The sequence below is a fragment of the Prochlorococcus sp. MIT 1306 genome (assembly GCF_047304515.1).
GTDB classification, from domain to species: Bacteria; Cyanobacteriota; Cyanobacteriia; order PCC-6307; family Cyanobiaceae; genus Prochlorococcus; species Prochlorococcus marinus_D.
On the sequence record NZ_CP138959.1, the window covers coordinates 2,484,389 to 2,505,653 of the forward strand.

Consider the following 21,265-nt stretch of genomic DNA (forward strand, 5'->3'; position numbering starts at 1 on the left):
AATCTCGGCGAATGTCAAGGCATTACTTAGATAGAGCAAGGTTGCAATAGAGTTTTGAGTTGCTTCACTCCCAGGATTTACGATTGGAGTTCTTGCCGTGTCGAGTACTTATAGGCTTATGAAGTAGGTGCTGATTTTGTCTTAGTTGCTCTTGCAATCATCTAGTTTGCAATTTCAAGTGTATTTGCAGCACCCTATTTTGTTGGATGAGTGATAGGACATGTAGGCATAGGCCATCGCTTCTTGCGCCTCTCACGGCTGTATTTGCTTTGACTCTTATCGTGATTGATTCCTTGAAGTTGACTTCCCTCATTCTAGTCGCGATTGCAGCTGCATTCATATTGGCGGTGGCGGGCCCATGCTTGGTACTCGTTGACGATGGTTTCCTAATGCGTTGTCAGGTGAGTTATGAAGCCAAGTTGCTGATAAATTTTTGCTGGGGACCGGTTACTGCTCTTGGGTCAATCGCAGCTGTTTTCATGCATGGGGCTTCAGATGTAGTTTGGTCCATATTATTGTTGACAGTCGTGGTCCTTTTCTGCAGGTTTATGTCGATTTAATCTTCAGCGATAAAGATTATTTTTAAGGCAATCTTTCTGCTTGAAACGAGTCGATTCTGCTGTTTGGCTTTGCGGAAGCGGTTGCAATGGGTTGGCCATCAGTACGATCAGCCCATCAATGCTTCGGCGTCACGTGAGCGAACCCAGCGCCGTGGTTGCCGGCACTGTGCTGGCACAGCGCTATCGGTTGGATGCGACCATCCAGAAGTCGAAGCCGATCCAGGGTGTGCTTTGGCGTGGGGTCGACATCCTCGAAGGTGACAAATCGGTGGTGCTCCACCAAATCAGCGATGCCTCTACAAGGCAGCACTTTCAGAAGTTTTGGCCTGAGCTTCAATCCCTTTCCCATCCCCAGTTGCCGCGTTGTGGTGAATTGTTCGAGGCGGAGGTCAGCCTCTGGGCGGTGCGTTACTGGCAGGAGGGTGTTACTTACCGAAAGATTCAGCAGCAACGGGCCGAGCGTCAGTTGCTCTTCGGTGCTGGAGAAGTGTTGCAGTTACTTTTGCAGCTGCTACCTCCTTTGATTGCGTTGCATGCCAAGGGGTTGGTGCATGGTGATATCAATCCCAGCGCCCTGTTGAGGCGTGATCAGGACGGCTTGCCGGTTTTGTTGGACTTTGGCTTACTGCTGCCCCAAGGGACTACCCCTTGGGGTGGTGTTACTTCAGCTTATGCCTCAATTGCACAGAGCGGCACCGAACCAGCTGAAGCTTGGATGGATTTGCATGGCTTGGGCGTTACAGCACTGACTTTGCTGACTGGTCGTTGCCCCGAGGCACTTTGGAATAGTGATGTTCGGTCTTGGGTCTGGCCAGAGTCTTTTGAGGTGGATGGGTCTTTTCGCCACGTGTTGGAGCGAATGTTGAGTGAGGCTCCTGACCAGCGTTTTGAAAAGGCATCGGATGTGATCTGTGCCCTTCAAGCTGTGATCATGCCCGAAAGGATCGCTCCTAAGCCCATAGCAGATGGCACTCTGGCACTTGCGCCTCAAGCAGTGCCTTTATCCGATCACCCCTCGCGTACGTCTCAATCACTCTTGACGGAACATCGCTCTGCCAATCAGCCGCGGCGGCGGCGGCGGGCTGAAGAACGGGAGCAGGCTGCTGAAGGCAGACTTTGGTCTGTTGTAGGTGCCTTGTTGGCGTCTGCATTGGTAGGCACGGCTATTGGCTGGTTCTTTCTCAGTCGTAGTTCCCCGCTAGGGATGGATCCTGTCAGGGATAGAGATCTCGCGGGCAATGTCCCAGTGGAGAGCCCATCAGCAGTAGAGATGGATCATCGGCAGCAGTTATTGAGTCGGCTGCGGGCTTTGCAGGTCAAACAAAGTTGGTTTCTGCAGTTGGTGGATGCCAGTGTGCTAGCTCGTTTCCCTCATAGAGGTGGTCGCTTCCCCTCCGAGGCTCTGGATGATGTTCCCTTGCGCCAGGCCTGGAATGACTTGGCTGAGGAATGGTTGGTCAGAATCGAACAGCTATCACCTCAGCTGCGTAGGCGTTTGGGTGAGTTGAAGAACACTGACTGGCAGGAGCAGCGTGAACGTCTGAGCGAATTGGGGGTGCATGGCCGTGTGATTGAGCAGTTGGTTACAGCAGGAGCACAGAAACTGCTTTTGGGTTCGTTCAATGATCAGAAGCCTCCAGAGCCCTATTTGCAGTTTTGGTATGCGGCAGCTCTGCGCAGCCTGGCTGATGTGCAGATCGAAACCCTCAAGGCCAGACCTTCAACTCCCACTGTGTTTTCTTCAAGGGTTTCTCCTGGGGCTGCGCGCTTGATGTCTATTCAGGTGCCTGCTGGGCATCGACTGGTACTAGAAATCAAGGGCACTCCGTTGATGCAGATGACCGTCTATGGCTCGCAGGGTGATGTCATTGCCGAGCGCGGATCGTTGCGCGTGGTGACCCTTGAGCCAGAAGCAGGCTCGCCTGTGCAAGTGCTGGTGACCAACGAGGGTTTGGCAACAGCTTTATTTACCCTCTCTTGTCGTGCCGATCAGCAAGCTTCTATGCCTTGATCAGCTTTGAATCCGAATCCGTTGCCGGATTCAGCTCATGGCTTCCTTGGTCGGTCAGAACACCCTTCTAGAACGCCGACATTGCCTCGCCTCGTGCTTCGGCGAAAGAAAACTGTGTTCAGTCTCATTAACCCCCTTGGCTGATCAGTAGCGCGCCAGAGCGGACTTCACTTCTCGATCGGCTTGTTTGCGTTTCTCTTCTTGGCGTTTGTCGTGCAGCTTGCGACCTTTGCCCAGCCCAATTGTGAGTTTGATCCATGAACCCTTCAGATGAAGGTTGAGGGGAATCAGTGTGAGCCCTTTTCTGTCGAGTTGGCCGCGAAGTTTATCGATCTCACGGCGGTGCGCGAGCAGTTTGCGTGTTCGTAGTGGATCGTGATTGAAGTAGCTGCCTGCATGGCTATGAGGGGAGATATGAACGTTGTGGAGCTGTAGTTCGCCCTTGCGAATCAGGCAGAAGCCATCGCGGAGATTGGCTTGGCCGGCCCGGATTGACTTGACTTCGGTTCCCACCAACTCAATGCCAGTTTCGAGGGTGTCGAGGATCTCGTATTGATGCCTTGCCAGACGGTTGTCCGCGAGTAGACGGTTGGCCGCGGCTCGAGCTGCAGCAGTCGCTTTTTTGTTTCCTCCCTTGGCCATCTGCGTTTACCGATGCTTTCGACCCTATCCAGGGATCGGTACTCTTCCAACATGGCGATTGTGTCTTCCAGTGCTGGCCGAGCTGATTCCCAGCCGCCAGCAGCAAAGTCTCGGGTGGTAGATGCTTCACCTTTGCCTGAAGAGGCCAGTCCAGCTCGAGAAGATGGGCTTAGACCTAAGCGTTTGGAGGACTACATCGGTCAGCGTGAGTTGAAGCAGGTGTTGGGGATTGCCGTCAAGGCGGCCATGGGCAGAGGCGATGCTTTGGATCATGTTTTGCTCTACGGCCCTCCGGGCTTGGGCAAAACCACCATGGCCATGGTTTTGGCTGAAGAATTGGGGGTTAAGTGTCGGGTTACCAGTGCGCCGGCTCTCGAGCGCCCTCGTGACATCGTTGGTCTGTTGGTGAATCTGCAACCTCGCGAGGTTTTATTCATTGATGAGATTCACCGGCTCACAAGGGTGGCTGAGGAATTGCTTTATCCAGCAATGGAGGATAGGCGTCTTGATCTCACCGTGGGCAAGGGCAGTACCGCTCGCACCAGGGCATTGGAGCTGCCTCCATTCACTCTGGTGGGTGCTACGACTCGCGCTGGTGCCCTTAGCTCGCCGCTGCGTGATCGTTTCGGTCTTATTCAACGATTGGAGTTTTATGGCCTGGAGGATCTGCAAGCGATTGTTGAGCGGGCGGCGGGGCTGCTGAGGTTGCAGTTAACTGCGCAAGCCTGCCAGGAGATTGCTCGTCGCTGTAGGGGTACACCGAGGATTGCCAACAGATTGCTGCGACGGGTTCGTGATGTAGCGAGTGTCTGTGGCGAGGAGAGCTTGATCGATGCTGCATTGGTGGATGAGGCTCTCACTTTGCATCGAGTCGATGCTCGGGGTCTTGATGCCAGTGATCGGCGCTTGTTGGATTTGTTGCTGGAGTCTCATGGCGGTGGCCCGGTCGGTTTGGAGACTTTGGCTGCCGCTTTGGGAGAGGATCCAGCCACTCTTGAAGCAGTGGTAGAACCATTTCTGCTGCAGCTGGGTTTTTTGCAGCGAACTCCGCGTGGGCGCGTGGTGACTGGCGCGGGGCGGCGCCATCTTGGTTGGCCGGAGTTGCCATGAGTGTTCTCCAGGGGTTGAAAAACTGGGTGCCTAGATGGTCAGGGTTGCTTTTAGTTGCGCTGTTGCTGGTCATGGATCCCGTCACTGGAGCAGCTACCCCAGCACTTCAGCCTCTTTTTGAGCAGGCACTCGAGGCTTCTCGACAGGGTGATTTTCAAGCAGCCCTACCTCTTTGGGATGAGTTTCTTGAGCTTGCGCCCGAGCAGCCTGCGGCGTGGAGCAATCGCGGCAATGTGAGGTTGATTTTGGGTGATCCCGAGGGTGCGATCGTTGATCAGACTAGGGCCATGGAATTGGCCCCAGCAGAGATTGACCCTCATCTCAACCGTGGTATTGCTGAGGAGGTATTGCATCATTGGCAGCAAGCCGCTAGCGATTACAACTGGATTCTTGAGCGCGATGCTGTCAATGCATCGGCTCTTTACAACCTGGGCAATGTTTTGGGCTCTCAGGGCGACTGGTTGCAGGCAGAAGCTCTTTACAGAAAGGCCTCTGACGCCAGCCCAGGCTTTGCTATGGCTAGCTCCAGCAAGGCGTTAGCGGTTTATCAGCTGGGGGAATTTGATCTGGCGGAGAAGGAACTGCGTGCATTGATTCGCCGGTATCCCATGTTTGCCGATCCCCGTGCGGCCCTTAGCGGTCTTTTATGGCATTACGGTTCATTTGGTGAAGCTGAAAGCCACTGGGCTGCCGCAGTCGGGCTGGATAACCGCTATCGCCAACGGGATTGGTTGTTGCAGATCCGCCGATGGCCACCACAGCCCACAGCTGATCTGATGGATTTTCTTGCTTTATTGGAGGCTCCATGACTCTTCTTCATTGGAGCGAGCGTCTTGATCAAGCTTTGCCCGAGCTGATTGAGTTGCGGCGCCATCTGCATGCTCATCCAGAACTGAGTGGTGAGGAGCATCAGACGGCAGTCCTTGTAGCAGGTCAGTTGCGGGGGGATGGTTGGCGGGTTTCTGAGGGGGTGGGGCGCACAGGTGTGTTGGCGGAGTTGGGGCCAATCGGTGGTCCGTTTGTGGGCCTGCGGGTGGATATGGATGCTCTGCCAGTGGAAGAGCGCACAGGGCTTGTTTATGCCTCACGGCGAGAGGGGGTGATGCATGCCTGTGGCCATGATCTGCATACCTGCATTGGACTTGGGGTTGCAAGGGTTTTGGCCAAAGAGGAGTCGATGCCAATAGGCGTAAGGCTGTTGTTTCAACCGGCAGAAGAATTGTGCGAAGGGGCTCGTTGGATGCGTATGGACGGGGCGACCGATGGCCTCGAAGCCCTGTTTGGGGTTCATGTTTGTCCGGAATTGCCGACTGGAAGTATTGGTGTACGCAGTGGGTGCTTGACGGCTGCGGCGGGAGAGCTGGATATCGAAGTGATCGGTGAAGGAGGCCACGGTGCAAGGCCTCATCAGGCTATGGATGCCATTTGGCTTGCCGCGCGAGTTGTTTGTGGACTGCAGGAGGCGATCAGTCGTCGCTTGGATGCCTTGCATCCTGTGGTGGTGAGTTTCGGGAAGATCGAAGGTGGTCAGGCTTTCAATGTGATTGCAGATCGAGTTCGGCTGCTGGGTACGGTCCGCTGTTTGGACGGGGCTGTTTTTGACAAGCTCCCAGCTTGGATCGAGCAGATTGTTCAGGCCATCTGTGGAAGTTTTGGGGCAGAGGCGATCGTGCGCTATCGCAGCATTACGCCGCCTGTTTACAACGATCCTGAACTCACAGACCTATTGGAAAGTTGTGCTATCTCTCAGATAGGAAAAGAGCGTGTGTTGCGGCTTGAACAACCCTCGCTTGGTGCTGAAGACTTTGCAGAACTACTGCAAAAGGTCCGTGGAACAATGTTCCGATTAGGGGTTAGCGGTCCTAATGGGTGCGCGCCTTTACACAATGGTCAGTTCTGCTTAGAGGAGAGCAGTCTTGGAGTTGGTATTCGGGTGCTGACCGCGACCCTATTGGCCTGGATGGATGAGCGTTCAAGGCTGGCTTTGGAGAGCACATGAAGCGTCTTGGCTATCCCTTGCTATCTCTTGCAGCTCCTTTGCTGATCGTCTTGGCCATGCTCTGTTTGATGCATCGGCAGGGCAGCGATCGATTGCAGTCAATACCAGCAGTTTTGGTGGGTGCTGGTCTAATTATCAGCGGGGCTGTGGGCCGCCGCCGTCGCCGCAGCAAGTTGCTTGCAGCACTTCACAGCACCCAAACGGAGGAGCAGGAGCACTGACTTCATGTTGAACACAGCCATGCCTTTATCACAGTTGCACCTTTAAGCGCTGCAGGACAAGATCCATGCGGTTTTGCACGTTTAGTGGAATGGATTGCGGCTCGGATCAAAAACCACTGCTAGGTTTTGCAAAACACTAGGGGTGCCACTCAGCAATCTCTGAGTGGCTGAGATCACACCCTCCGAACCTGATACGGGTTGTGCCGGCGCAGGGAAGTGAAATGACGTGATCATTGGTTTTTCGCCAAACCCTGGTATCCATTTCGCCTTTTGATCATGCGCGCCTCTTGGGTGGCTGCCCGTAAGGGTCAGGCCAATGTCTCGCAATTGCATTTCGCTCGACAGGGCGTTGTCACTCAAGAAATGGACTACGTGGCCAAGCGTGAAAACTTGCCTGAATCGCTTGTCATGGAGGAGGTGGCCCGGGGCAGGATGATTATTCCTGCCAACATCAATCATGCAAATTTAGAGCCGATGGCGATTGGTATCGCCTCCAGCTGCAAGGTGAATGCAAACATTGGCGCCTCACCTAACGCCAGTGATGTAGCTGAAGAGCTCAAGAAGCTCGAGCTGGCAGTTAAATATGGCGCAGACACTGTGATGGATCTGTCCACTGGAGGGGTCAATCTTGATGAGGTGCGCACGGCGATCATTAATGCTTCACCCGTGCCGATCGGCACTGTGCCTGTCTATCAGGCGTTGGAAAGCGTGCATGGCTCGATTGAGAAGCTCGACGAAGATGACTTCCTACACATCATTGAGAAGCATTGCCAGCAGGGTGTCGACTATCAAACCATTCACGCCGGTTTGTTGATTGAGCACCTTCCGCTGGTGAAGGGACGCCTGACAGGCATCGTCAGTCGCGGGGGTGGAATTCTTGCTCAGTGGATGCTTTATCACCACAGACAGAACCCTCTTTTCACCCGCTTTGACGACATCTGCGAGATCTTCAAGCGCTACGACTGCAGTTTTTCACTTGGTGATTCTCTCCGCCCTGGTTGTCAGCACGATGCTTCTGATGCAGCTCAACTTGCCGAGTTGAAGACCCTTGGAGAATTGACTAAGAGAGCTTGGGCACATGACGTGCAGGTGATGGTCGAGGGTCCTGGTCATGTACCAATGGATCAGATCGAATTCAATGTGCGCAAGCAGATGGAAGAGTGCAATGAGGCACCCTTTTATGTGCTTGGCCCTTTGGTGACAGACATCGCACCGGGTTATGACCACATCACGAGTGCCATCGGTGCGGCGATGGCAGGCTGGTATGGAACAGCCATGCTTTGTTATGTGACCCCGAAGGAGCATTTGGGTCTGCCAAACCCTGAGGATGTTCGTGAGGGCTTGATTGCCTACAAAATTGCAGCACATGCCGCTGACATCGCTCGTCACCGTCCGGGTGCTCGAGATCGCGATGATGAATTAAGCCGAGCAAGGTACAACTTTGATTGGAACAAACAGTTTGAGCTTTCACTTGATCCAGAGCGAGCCAAGCAGTATCACGATGAAACTTTGCCAGCTGACATTTACAAGCAAGCTGAGTTTTGTTCAATGTGTGGTCCAAAGCATTGTCCAATGCAGACCAAAATTACGGATGAGGATCTCGAAGGTCTCGAAAAATCTCTAAAAAGTAAAGGGAAAGCTGAGTTGCCAGCTTAGAAGGGTGAAATAATCAAATTATCACTTGCTTGACTCTTATGTGAATCTGCATAGAGAATGCAATTGGCCATGATGCAATGAAAAAACATTAGAATTCTAGAATATTCGCCTTTATAAGGTTTTTCTTTTATAGGCAAGCATGAATAGATGGTCAACGATTTTTGCGTTAAAGCCATTCCTATTGCCAACCTTTAAAAAGGCAATAGCGATCTGCTTTAAGGTCTGATCGCTTCTCGCTTGGTGCTATATATTTTGCATGACTGGGTATTTAGATTTGACTCTTGCAAAAACTATAGCCCAGTAATTTTACTTTTATTGAGAATTTTCTGGTCAACACATCTGGCGGATTGATTTCCGCTGCAGGAATTAATCTGAGACTTATCTTTTAGCTGCCAACTCATTCGCTAATTGTTGTGATCATTTTCAACGTTGGCGAAGCGCTATGTATCCTTGCCGGGCCTGATTTTTAATTTGACGATGCTTAATTGACTGCTGATGGGATCCTGCCTCTCAGTAAGTTGCTTTTATCGCTATAGCCTCAGCCACGCAAGGACTTGCGCAAAACCCTAGAAGAGGGGTGCCGACGCCTAGGGCATGGCGGCAAGATAGCTCTACTGGCAAGTATTTATACCTATTGTTTGCGCTAGGGCTGTTGTATGGGCTAGCGAATTGATTGTTTAGATTATGATTTTTTGTCAAATCAATCACTCATCAGTGTTCTAGGACATCTACTGAAGGCTTAAAGTGTTAAATATTTTAACTCTCAGGGCAAGAACTTTATTAAAGGTGGTAAATAATTAGCCTAGGCAATCTTAACTGCTAAAAAAATACCGTATTTAAGAGAAAGAGTCACAGTGAGAGCTGAGATGATTAGAAATATGGGACGTTAAGCTGATTCATAATCACTTTAGAGATGAAAGATATGTAGTCTAGGGCAATTTCAATGGATAGATTAGGGTATCTAATCCTAGTAATAATTGGATTTAGACATTTTTGCTTGATGATATTGGCAATGCATTGGATAGTGTTTATTATTGGGAAGCTCAATCCTTAAGCTATGAAGCTTTTACAGGTTTTCGGCATCTTTTTGATCGGTTGCTTGGCAGGTTCACAAGCAGTTTTATGCTTTCCTGAATCAGTAAAGCCACCACTTATTTCTAACAATACTCCTTCAAAAACTGATTTAGGGTTTGGTTTTTAGGATAAAAGTGTAAATCTTGCTAGTGATGGAGAGATATAATGCGCTAATAATGATCTATTGCAACCGTATGCCTACAAGTTGAGCTTTTTAGTTTTACTATTCGAAATCTTGAGACGGGTGGTTATTCAAGAATCAAAACTTATCTTGGGATAGCTACATCTGGTTCAAATGACCAACTCTATTTTTCAGCATGTCTTCATAACAACTTGTCTTCATTACGCTTGTGACTGACATTATCGATCAACCTTCTAGTTAATAATTAAGTCATCTAGCCATGTGTGCATTTATTTGATCAGTTTAGTCGAATACTCTGCTCATTACTCTGATTTCAAATTTGACTTTGAATAGCTAGTGTGCCTTTTGTTGACCTGTGATGATCATAAATCCTATGATGAGCGTTAGAAGTGCATTGCAAGCCATCGTCATAAGATTCGCCTGACTAAAAAAATCTGAGAACATCGTAGGTAGGCTTGTTCTTATCTATTCTATGCCTCAGTCAAGGGTTGCATGCCATTCAATAGAAAAATCTACTTATGGTACCATGGTTCGAAGGATTTCTATCATTACTTGGAATTTTATTGGTAATATGGCTAGATTATCATTAGCAAAACTATGCATAAGCTAACTTCAGAATAACTAAGTCTTGAGATCCCGGTTCAAGAGAATAAGATGGCTAGCAAATAGCATTTGATGATTGAACTTTTACGAGCTTACTTTTAGAAAACTGGTCAGAATCGATCTAAAACTGCAAGTTCTGACCAGTAAGTATTTTCTTCAAAACAATAAGCTGTAGCTCAGGGCATGAGGTTGAAGGATTTAAAAAAAGAGCAAGGCAATAGCATGAACAGCCTTTCGACTGGAACAAAGGTACTAAACCTGTGAAACAAGAATATGCTCGCTAAGTCTAGCTTTTTTGAATACATATTCACTGATCATCTTGATTAATTAAGAATGTATCTTTATACTTGCTGAGCTGCTAGTTTATTGAAACTTGCCCAGATTCAATGTCTTATGAGCAACTGAAAGCATTTGTGGCTAAAGTCAAACAAGACAAAACTCTGCAAGATCAAGTTAAGATAGAAAATGCTGACCTAGTGCATATCGCTAAGGCAGCTGGTTTTTCGATTACGACTGATGATCTGCGCATAGCATACACTGAGTGGGTGAGGGATTCACTGGCAAGCTGAAATAAAAAAGATATATCTCTACGTTACTTTTCAAAATAACTTTAATAATGATTGTATATTGAATTTACTCATTGCTTTAATTACTAATTTTATTGTAAAATTAGAAAATCTTTTATATAAGCCGCCACTCAGGATATTTTGAAGAATAATTGAAGAAATACATGTATCACGTGATTTTTATATTGATTACATTTTGCCGATGTCCGACAATATCTGTGCTCCTTATATCCAAGTATGTTTTGCTAATGCATAGTAGAAAATTGGCATAGAAGCGATGTGATTGTAAATAAGTAATTTCTACATTATATATAGGCAAGCTGATAGGATGTAGTAGTTACCCTGAATTTTTATAGTCTGGTTAGATTATAAAAAGATTAAGTAGACCTATGCCTAAGCCAGAAGAACCCAACTCAGATATTGACAATTCGTCAGATGAAATGAGCAAGGAGTTTTCAAGTGAAGATCGAAATGAGGCTACACGAGAATGGACTTTGTCTGAATGCCAGGAAAGATGTAAATCACTTAAGGATGCACAACTCTCTGGCTCAGGATTATCGATGAAGGAGTGGGAGAAAAGAAATGGTGAAGGAATTTGGTAAAATCAGAACCAGATTCTAGTGAATCTTTAAATTTAAGTGCTAAGGCCTGCTTGACATACACAAGGTTCTTCTCGATAAACAGTAGATGTTAAGTGCTTCCCATGAAGGCTATAATGCCATTATTAGTCCCTAATAATGGCATGAGTATGTGACGGCTATTATGGATAAACTACTAGAAGGTTGAGATGATTATATATGGCTTTCAGGATCTAGACTTTTCATGTAAGAGTTAATTGGAGTTGTAATTTAAGCCTTTAACCATTTATAATTGCGAGTAAAGGTTTTCAATTCTGTTTCTATTAACACCTAGATCTCCAAGTCCTAGTCTAGAAGCAGACCTCACTTGAATAATTCCTTTCGTTGGTATTTTTAGAATCTCAAGATCATCTGGAAACCTAAAGATTAGGCTACGTACAATACCATGCCAATAACTTTCTGTTCTTTCTACTACTTTTACCCTTGGTAGGGATTCTGCAATGTCAATAAGCTTGTCGTATGACTTCTTTACGTTATCAAAATTCCATTCGATAAGCACACAGTTGGTAGGGATCACACAACTTGAAAGAGTACCATCCTTTGTTAAGACCATTAGTTGTTCCAGTTAGATGTGAGTTGATGATTAAGAAGAGATTGATGTATTCCTATAGAGATCGGCTCGTACATCATCACTTATAAATTTATCATATCGATTGATTCGTGTGTAAAGCCTAGCTCACGCTTTTAATCGAAATGAATGTTCATGTATTTCGTGATGTTAAATGATCAATAATATCAAAATCAATAGTGATTGATCTTTCGCGCGCTATTCTATACAAGTTGAATATATACTTCTCAAGTCTTATGAAAATCAGAGAGCATTATATATTGATTAACCATCAGATTTTGGGCGATGACTGTCCAAGGCTCATAAGAGATATAATGGGATTGCCTAAATCTTTGATATTTGTATAAATATCTTCAGCAATCCACACTAATTCCCTTTTGTCAACTTCTTTCACACATTGATACATAGTTTTTCTATCTATATTCACATTAGAGACTGGTTTTATAGAAGGGTTTCTTGATAGATTACTGCTCATAGTCGATCTTTAGTCTTCACATATAATATACTGGAAATCAGCATCCCTAAAGCTATAACTGAGGCTGCTAATAGATATTGAAGATAGATAGGAGGCAGATCAAAAAAGATGGGCAGTGGTAGCATGATCTCTAGCCTTTATAAGAATTATAGCCTTATTCATCAGGGCTTATGAATATTTAAGATAGCACCATCAGACAGGTGAAATGTTTATAGATCTGATATCTTTTTACAATCTTTGCAACTATATTTCTATAGCTTTTTCTATAATTAAGCAATGACACATGCCTATCTTGATGGTGTAGAAATAAAAAGCATAATAAATATACATGATCTATTATAGTCTGAGCATAGTATTGTTCAGGTTATCAATAAAAGACTGTAATTTAGGCAGCCCTGTGGAAAAAACAGACAAGGCATGCAAACCTTTTTGTCTTATCCATTGACTATTATAGCTTTCGATAGCTGTAAAATACTTGCTTTTTCAAATATATTTATCTGAATGAATAGTAGAAAAACAATAAGTATAGTCTGGTCTTAGGAGCTTTTGCTGACTCAATCTTCATTGAGTGTTCTGAAATAACTATAACAGATCCTTTCATGGATTTAGTCATATAATTCTTAATTTGTTAGTCAGCCGAACACCTTTTAGAGAATCAAGCAACGAGTTGCTAAGATTATAAATAGAATCAAATAACATATTTAGCCAATAAGGACTATTTGACTAATGTCAGCTTTCTAGTTTAATTTAAAGGGAAAAATTACTGGTTGTATTGGGAGATAATGTATCATTTATATCTACAGATTCCCCCTTGATTAGTTATTTTAGTGGTGAAATTATTTTAATTTTGTTTGGGCGTACGTTTCTTGTAAACATCAATCCAATCTCTTGCTATGCATCAGTATAGAATCTCGCATTTGTTGCCAACTAATTGACCCGAGCGATAATCTCAATATTGATATTTTCCTTTAGATAGTCCATGATTGCATTCCATTCCTTCTCTGTATATTGCATTGGATTGCCATCTCTCAATAGTCCAATGTTCCCATTTATTATAATATCCTTTAAGCAATGATCGTTCATCTGCTTGTTTAGTTCGTGAAGAGCAGCTTGAATCGTAGGAGTATTTGGCATCATGTTTTCCTTAAATTGTAACGGTTTGCATTTCTTTGATCTTAACTTTTAGCTTTTTATTCTCATCTCTTAGAGCTGTACATACTTTCATTAGGTCTGTCCTTTTCATTGATGTGGTTATTTCCCACTCCTTATTGCCTTTAACCAATTCCTCAATGGCTTTATCGCTGACTTCTTTCTCTGTAACCTTTTCGCCTCGTTTCATTTTACCTACTGCATCTTTTCGAGTTCCAGGATCAGCTTTTCCAATTGCTGCTAGCGTTCTCATGCTAGTTCCAACCAGTTCTTGGTCGGTAACATCGGTATTCTTGAGCCATGACTCCCATGCCGAGGTTAGGTCTCTAATCTGGCCTGCAGTCATTGGGATGACACCAGATTCCCTGAACCTTGTCCATTGCTGTTGTTTTTTAAGAACACATTTAAGCCGGTGGAGCTCAGCCGCAGTGCTTCGAACTAGCTCTGCCGCAATCCTTGAATTGATATTGACAGCATGAACCGTATCTCTCATGATACCTATCTGGACATCATTCAACCCTTCCGTAAGCGTCTCGGGAAGGACGATTGACTCAGATCCGGCACTGTGCCTATCTGGCGAGATGACTTTGAAGTCGATCGCTGAATCAGTCATTGAGACACTCCGCTATCCGGACCCTAGCGCATTTGAACGAGTCGTTCAAATGGAGTATTTTTGAACTACTTCGCCAGGCCATCATTCGTCCGCCTCCAGAGTTTATTCGCTGGAAGAGACATCTGAGAATGCCTAGATTTGCTTTCCTTGGGCCAACTTATTGAAGTCTTCCTTTATGGTTTCCAGGCAAGGTCCTCAATGGAATTTTTTGATTGATATATCACTCTATATCGACATTATGGGATAATTTCAATATAGAGAAGCTCAATCTATTTGCTTTATGCTTTAGGATGCTGTGTATATTTAGTTGAATTTTGCTATAGATCTTATCTTATTTATCTAAATCCCTTCTTTGCTCGAAATTAGCTTTTAATTATATTTAGTATGCCTAGCGCTAATGTTATATATGCATATCAAATGCCACTCCTGTTTGGGCTTTTCATTTTAGGCCTTGCTTTAGGAGGATCTCCAGTTCAGTAGTATTCTTCTTAATAAGATATTGCTAGTTATTATTTGACTATTTCTCATGTTGTGTATGTTGCCTTCCCTTTCGAGTACTTTTTGTCTTTTCTTAGCTTGGCACTAATTCGCGCCAGTTGTTTTTTGGAGACCCAACCCAGCAAGGCTAGCGTCTAGGTAATTATACCTAGACGCTAGCCTTGCTGGGTTGTCCTGGATGCTGATGTACTGCCTCTCGGGCTGCTATTTTCTTGCTTGAATAAACTTTCTTTGAAATCCGATAAAGCTTCTGGTGGCCTTCTTGGCTTGTTCCTGTAGTAGATCAGCTTCGCTGCAATAGAGTTTATGTTTCAATTCAGTAGGCTGAATTTGTCGCAGAATCGCCTCTATTTAGAGATCGCACTTCTTCTAGCTGCCTCTTGTCATTTAGAAAACGCTATTTGTTATCTATCGCATCTTGATGAGCCATAACCTCTAATGAACCACTAGTAGTTGTTCATTGAATCTGACAGGTTGATTTCCTCATTCCTTCTGCTGGTTGTATTGTTGACGGCCTTTGGTTTGGTTGCATTTATTGGGCCTTGTGTATTTAGCTTGAGAACGGAAGCTGATTCTCACCCTGATAGGCCTGAGGCTCATTCAATCTGAATACGCGATCTATAGTTTGATATCTCTATCTTTCCTCGAAAATAGTCGTCTATCTTCTTGATGATTCTTTTTAGCTGCAATGCTTGAGTCTTTCAATCTGGCCTATTCTGCTTTGATTAGATTTCATTATTTTGCCTATTTGTATTGACTAGATCTCCGATAGGGATGAGCACCTAGTTATAGTTCTTTGCTTGTTTTACGGTTGTTTTTTGGCAACTAGAAAAGAGAGTAATGTCTGCCTGGCCAACTGATTTAGATGTGTTAGCAAAATGAATCCATATAAGATGCTTGAAATATACTATCTATCAGTCACTTAGGCTTTTAGTTTATTATCAAGTCATTAATGGATCGTCTGTTTTGATTGGTATTGGCTATCAGGCCAACCCTCTGGACTTAAATGGTCTATTCTTTCAGTATTGACAAAATAGTTGCTTTAACCATTCCTTTGTAAAGGGGGCGATAACAGCTGGGGCAGGAACTCAATAATCTTTAGTGCAATCCCGTCTGGTTCCTCTACTCCCACTTCCACATGCAAGTCTGCTTCGGCATAAAGCGGTAAGCGTTCGGCAAATAAACAGTCGAAGGCTGCTTCTGGATCTTCTGTTTGTAGTAATGGCCTATTGCCGCTATCAGCACGTAAACGTCTGAGTAGTTCTTCTCGGCCAGGGTTTAGCCAGATCACGATGCCCTGATGCAAGATCCCCCAGTTTTCTGGCTTACTCACCATCCCCCCGCCAGTAGCAACAACAAGGGAATGGCGTTGGCCAATGGCATTGAGTACTTGAGACTCCATTGCTCGAAATCCTTCTTCTCCTTCTTCGTTAAAGATCTTCGGGATTGGTTGGCCAGCAAGTTGTTCGATGACGGCATCTGTATCCACAAACCCATAGCTGAGTTGTTCGGCTAGAGGCCTGCCTGTGCTGCTCTTGCCACTGGCCATCATTCCCACCAAATAGAGGTTGCGACCGCCAAGCCTTTGCTTGAGAGGATGAGGGGCTGGGCTTTCGTTCATTGGTTCGTAAATGTCTATAGATCTCTAGGATGACTTCTAGTCCGAGAGAGCGATGACTGACGTCCCCGATTTGGAACGCCATGGTCATGGCCGCGGCTGTGTGATCACTCGCAAAGCTAGGTTCAGTGCTAGCCATCGCTATTACTTACCGGAACTGTCAAGCGTTGACAATGCGGCTCGTTTTGGACTCTGTGCTTTGCCTGCTGGGCATGGTCATAATTATGAGCTGATCGTCGCCATGGCTGGCGGGCTTAATGTCGATGGCATGGTGTTGAACCTCTCTGAGGTGAAGCACGCCATCAGTTCTGAGGTAACCGATCAGCTTGACTTTCGCTTCCTTAACGATGTTTGGCCGGAATTTGATCTTTCCAGGCCAGAGGGCTGCCTGCCGACCACGGAGGCTCTGCTAAGAATCATCTGGACTCGTTTAATTGCTCATCTTCCAATCGTGGCCATTCGGCTTTACGAACAAGAAAACCTCTGGGCTGATTATCACGGAGATGCCATGGACGCCTATCTAACGATCCGTACCCATTTTGCGGCTGCCCATCGGCTTGCCAGGGTCGAACTGAGTCAGGAGGAAAACGAACGTATTTATGGCAAATGCGCGCGGCCTCATGGGCATGGTCATAATTATTTTGTGGATGTCACCGTGCGCGGAGAAATTGATCCCCGAACAGGCATGGTCTGTGATCTAGGTGCTTTGCAAAGCCTTGTGAATGGCATTGTTGTGGAACCTTTTGACCACACCTTCTTAAATAAAGACATTCCCCATTTCGCTAACTGTGTGCCAACGGCAGAGAATATTGCCTTGTACATTTCTGATTGTTTAGCGAAACCGATCCGAGCGATCGGAGCCCATCTCCACAAGGTGCGGTTGCAGGAAAGCCCGAATAATGCAGCTGAGGTCTATGCGGAAACCCCAAGGCTTGAAGCCATCCCTGAGGTATTGCATGCTATGGCGGCTCACTAGCCAAGCATTTGCAAAAGCAGTTTTGGCTTCGTCTTGTCCTAGCAATCAGCTTGGATGGCCGGCTGGCACCTGCGATCGGCGGGCCGGCCCAATTGGGTGGAGTTGGGGATCGACGGGTTTTAGAAGAGGCTTTGGCTTGGGCTGATGGGGCCTTGCTCGGAGCGGGAACGTTGCGTACCCATCGCAGCACATGTTTGATTCGTGATCAGGACTTGCTGAACCAGCGCAAGTCTGCCGGGCATAGTGCGCAGCCCACGGCGGTGGTTGTTAGTCGTCAGCAGTGGTATGCAGCAGAGGTGCCTTTCTTTCAACAGCCGATTGAGCGTTGGTTGTTGAGCCCCCATTTCGCTAAAGCAAAGGGATCGAAAGATCCTTTGCTTCCTGTTGGTTACGAGCGTCAGGTGTTGTTTGAGCAAGATTGGCCTCAGGCGCTCAATCGTTTGGCTGAGCTTGGGCTGTTTCGACTTGTTTTGTTGGGTGGAGCTCAGCTGGCGGCATCGCTATTGCAAGCGGATGTTGTCGATGAGTTGCAACTCACGCTTACACCAAAATTGCTTGGTGGCATGCATGCATGGGTTCCCTTTGAAGGCGGTGGTTTGCCAGATGATCTTGGCGACGCTGAGGCTTGGCATTTGCAAACCGTTGAGCCCTTAACTGACAATGAACTACTGCTGCGTTACGAGCGCAAGCGCGTTGAAGGTTCCCGTGCGGACCGGCCTGTTTAATTCAGTGGAGCTGGCTCACGATGGCCCCTCTATATCTCAAGGGGCATAGCTATGGCGCATTTGTTTTTGATCAGGCCTTTGCTCGTTTAGTATGTGATCTTGGTTTGGGGTATTACCCAAAACTGCTGGGGATGAGTTCTATGAGCCCTATGCAGGGCTATCGCTTCTAGGTTGGGCCAGGGGAGGATGAGACAGAGTTGACAGTTCTGATGCTGGAGATCATCGATGCTTTTGCGCGTCGCAACCAGACTCTCAGCTGTAACTTTCTTTATCTTGATCCGCAGTGGCGTCTGCTGGTGAGAGCAGCCTAATGAAGTCACTAAGACAGAGGTGCATGTGCAACAGCCGTGAAATTTTCGCAAACATAATTAATGTGGGCATACAGTTTCAAGCATTCATTGGCCTTGATTGCATTGATGATTTGAGATGCATTTTTTCGTCTTAATGAAGAATGGTGAGTCTGCTTTTTTGGCTTTCTCTACTTTTTGATCACGTCAGCGAAGATCACTAAAGCCTGTGATTTGAATCACACCATATAGCTTTAAGTTTGGTGTGATTTCCGATGAAGTTGCTGAGAGGTTAAGGCTCCTCATGATTTGTCCCTTCTGCTTGAAGGTCTGTGATCAAAGTCACTGATTTGCTTGCCCGAGATTACTGTTAGAAGACTTTTGTAAGTCATGATTTGGAGGTAAGGAGATCACAACTAGCCTCTTTACTTATCCATTTTCACCATTATTCAAATGAAACTTACGAACCAGGCAAGTACTCGCGCCACTCTTCTTGAGTCTGACAATGCTTTTTTGACCTCGCCAAGTATTGAGAGTCAGGAAGTTTCTCCAAAAGTTGAAGCAGCCTTTTCTGATCTCAAGCTCAAGGATCCACTCGTAAACACATTTGAACAAAACCAGCCATTGCTTGATCAGCTTCAAGATAACTTGTTTGTTGACATTGGCTTTAATGCTGATGATATCAACGTTAATCTTGATATGATTGATATCTCGCCATTAGAGAACCTTCAGCCGCCAATCCGTGAGCATGATTTGTTGACTGAGTTTGATCAGAGCATGCTTTTTGATGCAAAAGATATGATCAATATGATGAATGAAATTAAAGATATGGCCATGAGTACGGCTGGAGCTGGTTGGGAAGGCAATCACGGCACGACTTGGGATGGCCCTTTTACGGGTGAGACTCAGGCAGGCGATAGTTGGTCACAGTGGGAAGGAGAAGGTTTCGACACTTATTGGACTCATAATGGAGAAGAAACTACCGAGGAAGAATATAAGGCCGCAAAAGCAGCAGATGATAATGGAGAATATTATACTCCTAGCTATGGAAGTTCAAATTCCAGTGATGATGATGATGGCGGCGGCGGTTTCTGGGGTAAAGTATGGGATTGGTTGACTGGAGGTGATGATGATACAAATGGAATCACTCATGAATCAGAAGCTGGGAAGGGAATGGGGCGAATTTATGCGTATGTTGATGACCTAGTTCCAGAGACACTGGCTACCAATCACATCGAAGAAATTGATGTTTCAGCCCATCAAATGCCAATGTTCGTAGGAGTTCAGCAGGCAACAACACATCTTTTCTGAGTTAGCGTGAACCATGCTTTGCCTTGCTTCGGCAGGGCTTTTTCATGCCTGCTTTTAGTTCTGGGTAGCTTCAATGCTTACGAGTCTTCGGCTGGCCGAGAAATTATTTTGCCCTTTATAGGATTAGTAATTGTATGAGAATTTGTCAAATTGTCTTCATTTTTTAATCAAATGCAGCAAGGTTAGCTGGAAGGATTAGATGAATGATGCCGTCAGGTATTTCATTCTCTGTACAGGCTTATTCAAGGGTAAGTCAGTTTAGGATTGTTTGTAATGAAACATAGGTTAGACACCTCTTATGTCAACCCTTGCCTGTATCTTTTGGTACTGCTATAGGGCCTATCTCTTTGCCTATTTGGCAGGCTTATGGTTGTTTCTCTACCTCGACTGGTGATGTAATACCCTAACTTTTTGCACCTCCTCTTGTTCCTGCAATGGCTTTAATCCTCCCTATGGGATGTCTTTAGCGTGGATGTCAGTGCAACATCAGTAATTATGTTTCTCAGTCTTATGAATAAAAACTTTTGATGCACAGAGTCGATCATTAATGGTTAACAACGCCGAAGCCACATGCTTCATCTTTTTGCGGCCGCTGGTTATGGTCGTTTGAGTCTTTGCTTAAGGCGCGCTTCACATCGCCAACCTCTCAGCCCGCTGGCACCGCTCCATTCACGAGATCCCATTGCATCACTGGGAAAGCCTGGTTGGTGAGCAGGCGATTCCTTTCTTTCGCTGGCGGTGGCTTGCTGCTCTTGAAGACTCAAGCAGCATTTCTGCCAAACATGGTTGGCAGCCACTGCACTTAGCCCTGTGGCGAGACGACACGCCTGTAGCGGTTGCCCCTCTTTATCTCAAGGGGCATAGCTATGGCGAATTTGTTTTTGATCAGGCCTTTGCTCGCCTGGCAGGTGATCTTGGTTTGGGGTATTACCCAAAACTGCTGGGGATGAGTCCTGTGAGCCCTGTGCAGGGCTATCGCTTCTATGTGGCGCCAGGGGAGGACGAGGCAGAGTTGACAGTTTTGATGCTGGAAACCATCGATGCTTTTGCGCGTCGCAACCAGATTCTCAGCTGTAACTTTCTTTATGTTGATCCGCATTGGCGGCCTTTGGCGGAAGCTGCGGGCTGTGCCACTTGGTTGAACCAGCAGAGCCTTTGGTCAGCAGATGGGCAGTCTGATTTCTCTGCCTATCTCAATAGCTTCAATGCCAATCAGCGACGCAATATCAAGCGTGAACGCAAGGCCGTCCAGCAGGCGGGGCTCACGGTTTCAGCGTTGACAGGAGAAGAACTTGATGTGCAGCTATTGAGGTGCATGCATGGCTTTTATGAGCAGCATTGCGCTCGTTGGGGACCTTGGGGAAGCAAGTATCTCTCTGAAGCGTTTTTTGAGGCTTTGGCAGATTCGTCTCTTAGAGATCAGGTGGTGTTGTTTAGTGCCCATCGTGAGAGTCCTAGAGAGCCTGTAGCGATGTCTCTTTGTATACAGGATGGACAAATGTTGTGGGGGCGTTATTGGGGTAGCAAGGAGGAGATCGATTGCCTTCATTTCGAGGTTTGTTATTACGCGCCGATTGCCTGGGCGTTGGAACATGGTTTAGAGAATTTTGATCCTGGCGCAGGCGGTCAACACAAGCGCCGTAGGGGCTTTGTGGCGAAGCCCCATGCCAGCTTGCATCGTTGGTATGAACCGCGTATGGATGCTTTGATCCGTGGATGGTTGAGGAAGGTCAATCCTCTAATGCTCGAGGAGATTGAGTCGGTGAATGCTGATTTGCCGTTTCGGGTTGAGCCTGCCCCTCAGTTAATTGTGGAATAACTTT

14 protein-coding genes, 2 pseudogenes and 1 riboswitch are annotated in these 21,265 nt (G+C 46.5%); of the genes and pseudogenes, 12 read left to right on the plus strand and 4 right to left on the minus strand.

The annotated features are described in order from the left end of the window. The first annotated feature begins 600 nt into the window (after window positions 1-600). The gene (locus SIB74_RS12310) at window positions 601-2,571 is read left to right on the plus strand and encodes a protein kinase domain-containing protein (protein WP_231905983.1); all 1,971 of its coding nucleotides are present in this window, start codon (window positions 601-603) and stop codon (window positions 2,569-2,571) included. 144 nt (window positions 2,572-2,715) lie between these two features. Here the strand turns inward: SIB74_RS12310 and smpB are convergent, their stop codons facing one another. Next, window positions 2,716-3,213, minus strand: a complete 498-nt coding sequence (gene smpB, locus SIB74_RS12315; protein WP_011824876.1) for an SsrA-binding protein SmpB — start codon at window positions 3,211-3,213, stop codon at window positions 2,716-2,718. 51 nt (window positions 3,214-3,264) lie between these two features. Between smpB and ruvB the strand changes: the two genes are divergently transcribed. The 6 genes and pseudogenes from ruvB to SIB74_RS12345 form a co-directional block, all read left to right on the plus strand. Continuing rightward, the gene (gene ruvB / locus SIB74_RS12320; protein ID WP_063395114.1) at window positions 3,265-4,323 is read left to right on the plus strand and encodes a Holliday junction branch migration DNA helicase RuvB; all 1,059 of its coding nucleotides are present in this window, start codon (window positions 3,265-3,267) and stop codon (window positions 4,321-4,323) included. Next, on the plus strand, window positions 4,320-5,132 hold the full coding sequence (locus SIB74_RS12325; protein WP_063395113.1) for a tetratricopeptide repeat protein: 813 nt from the start codon (window positions 4,320-4,322) through the stop codon (window positions 5,130-5,132). Before ruvB ends, SIB74_RS12325 begins: the two co-directional genes overlap by 4 nt. Further along, complete coding sequence (locus tag SIB74_RS12330) at window positions 5,129-6,322, plus strand: amidohydrolase (RefSeq protein ID WP_063395112.1); 1,194 nt, start codon at window positions 5,129-5,131, stop codon at window positions 6,320-6,322. The genes SIB74_RS12325 and SIB74_RS12330 overlap by 4 nt, the downstream gene beginning before the upstream one ends. Continuing rightward, complete coding sequence (locus SIB74_RS12335) at window positions 6,319-6,543, plus strand: DUF3188 domain-containing protein (RefSeq protein WP_011129537.1); 225 nt, start codon at window positions 6,319-6,321, stop codon at window positions 6,541-6,543. The genes SIB74_RS12330 and SIB74_RS12335 overlap by 4 nt, the downstream gene beginning before the upstream one ends. 128 nt (window positions 6,544-6,671) lie before the next feature. Next, a riboswitch (TPP riboswitch) is annotated at window positions 6,672-6,775 on the plus strand. A gap of 44 nt (window positions 6,776-6,819) precedes the next feature. Next, window positions 6,820-8,199, plus strand: a complete 1,380-nt coding sequence (gene thiC / locus SIB74_RS12340) for a phosphomethylpyrimidine synthase ThiC (protein ID WP_063395111.1) — start codon at window positions 6,820-6,822, stop codon at window positions 8,197-8,199. A gap of 2,205 nt (window positions 8,200-10,404) precedes the next feature. Beyond that, window positions 10,405-10,542, plus strand: a pseudogene (locus tag SIB74_RS12345) (Nif11-like leader peptide family RiPP precursor); the annotation flags it as partial. A 906-nt stretch (window positions 10,543-11,448) separates the two neighbouring features. On the opposite strand, the gene SIB74_RS12350 reads toward SIB74_RS12345, so the two are convergent. The 3 genes from SIB74_RS12350 to SIB74_RS12360 all read right to left on the minus strand — a co-directional run bounded on the left by SIB74_RS12350 (window position 11,449) and on the right by SIB74_RS12360 (window position 16,146). After that, window positions 11,449-11,775: a DUF1499 domain-containing protein gene (locus tag SIB74_RS12350; RefSeq protein ID WP_063395109.1), complete on the minus strand. Its 327-nt coding sequence runs from the start codon at window positions 11,773-11,775 to the stop codon at window positions 11,449-11,451. Between the two features lie 1,634 nt (window positions 11,776-13,409). Next, the gene (locus SIB74_RS12355) at window positions 13,410-14,027 is read right to left on the minus strand and encodes a hypothetical protein (RefSeq protein ID WP_063395107.1); all 618 of its coding nucleotides are present in this window, start codon (window positions 14,025-14,027) and stop codon (window positions 13,410-13,412) included. A 1,540-nt stretch (window positions 14,028-15,567) separates the two neighbouring features. After that, window positions 15,568-16,146: a shikimate kinase gene (locus tag SIB74_RS12360; RefSeq protein ID WP_063395106.1), complete on the minus strand. Its 579-nt coding sequence runs from the start codon at window positions 16,144-16,146 to the stop codon at window positions 15,568-15,570. A 52-nt stretch (window positions 16,147-16,198) separates the two neighbouring features. Here SIB74_RS12360 and SIB74_RS12365 point away from each other — a divergent pair, with 52 nt between their 5' ends. The 5 genes and pseudogenes from SIB74_RS12365 to SIB74_RS12385 all read left to right on the plus strand — a co-directional run bounded on the left by SIB74_RS12365 (window position 16,199) and on the right by SIB74_RS12385 (window position 21,261). Then, a complete protein-coding gene (locus SIB74_RS12365) occupies window positions 16,199-17,119 on the plus strand; it encodes a 6-carboxytetrahydropterin synthase (protein WP_063395105.1) in 921 nt (306 codons plus the stop codon). Window positions 17,120-17,127: 8 nt separating this feature from the next. Beyond that, on the plus strand, window positions 17,128-17,844 hold the full coding sequence (locus SIB74_RS12370) for a RibD family protein (RefSeq protein WP_063395104.1): 717 nt from the start codon (window positions 17,128-17,130) through the stop codon (window positions 17,842-17,844). 14 nt (window positions 17,845-17,858) lie between these two features. Continuing rightward, window positions 17,859-18,152 (plus strand): annotated as a pseudogene (locus SIB74_RS12375) (peptidogalycan biosysnthesis protein); the annotation flags it as partial. 432 nt (window positions 18,153-18,584) lie between these two features. Continuing rightward, the gene (locus SIB74_RS12380; protein WP_063395103.1) at window positions 18,585-19,442 is read left to right on the plus strand and encodes a hypothetical protein; all 858 of its coding nucleotides are present in this window, start codon (window positions 18,585-18,587) and stop codon (window positions 19,440-19,442) included. A gap of 682 nt (window positions 19,443-20,124) precedes the next feature. Then, on the plus strand, window positions 20,125-21,261 hold the full coding sequence (locus SIB74_RS12385) for a GNAT family N-acetyltransferase (RefSeq protein WP_063395102.1): 1,137 nt from the start codon (window positions 20,125-20,127) through the stop codon (window positions 21,259-21,261). Window positions 21,262-21,265 lie beyond the last annotated feature (4 nt).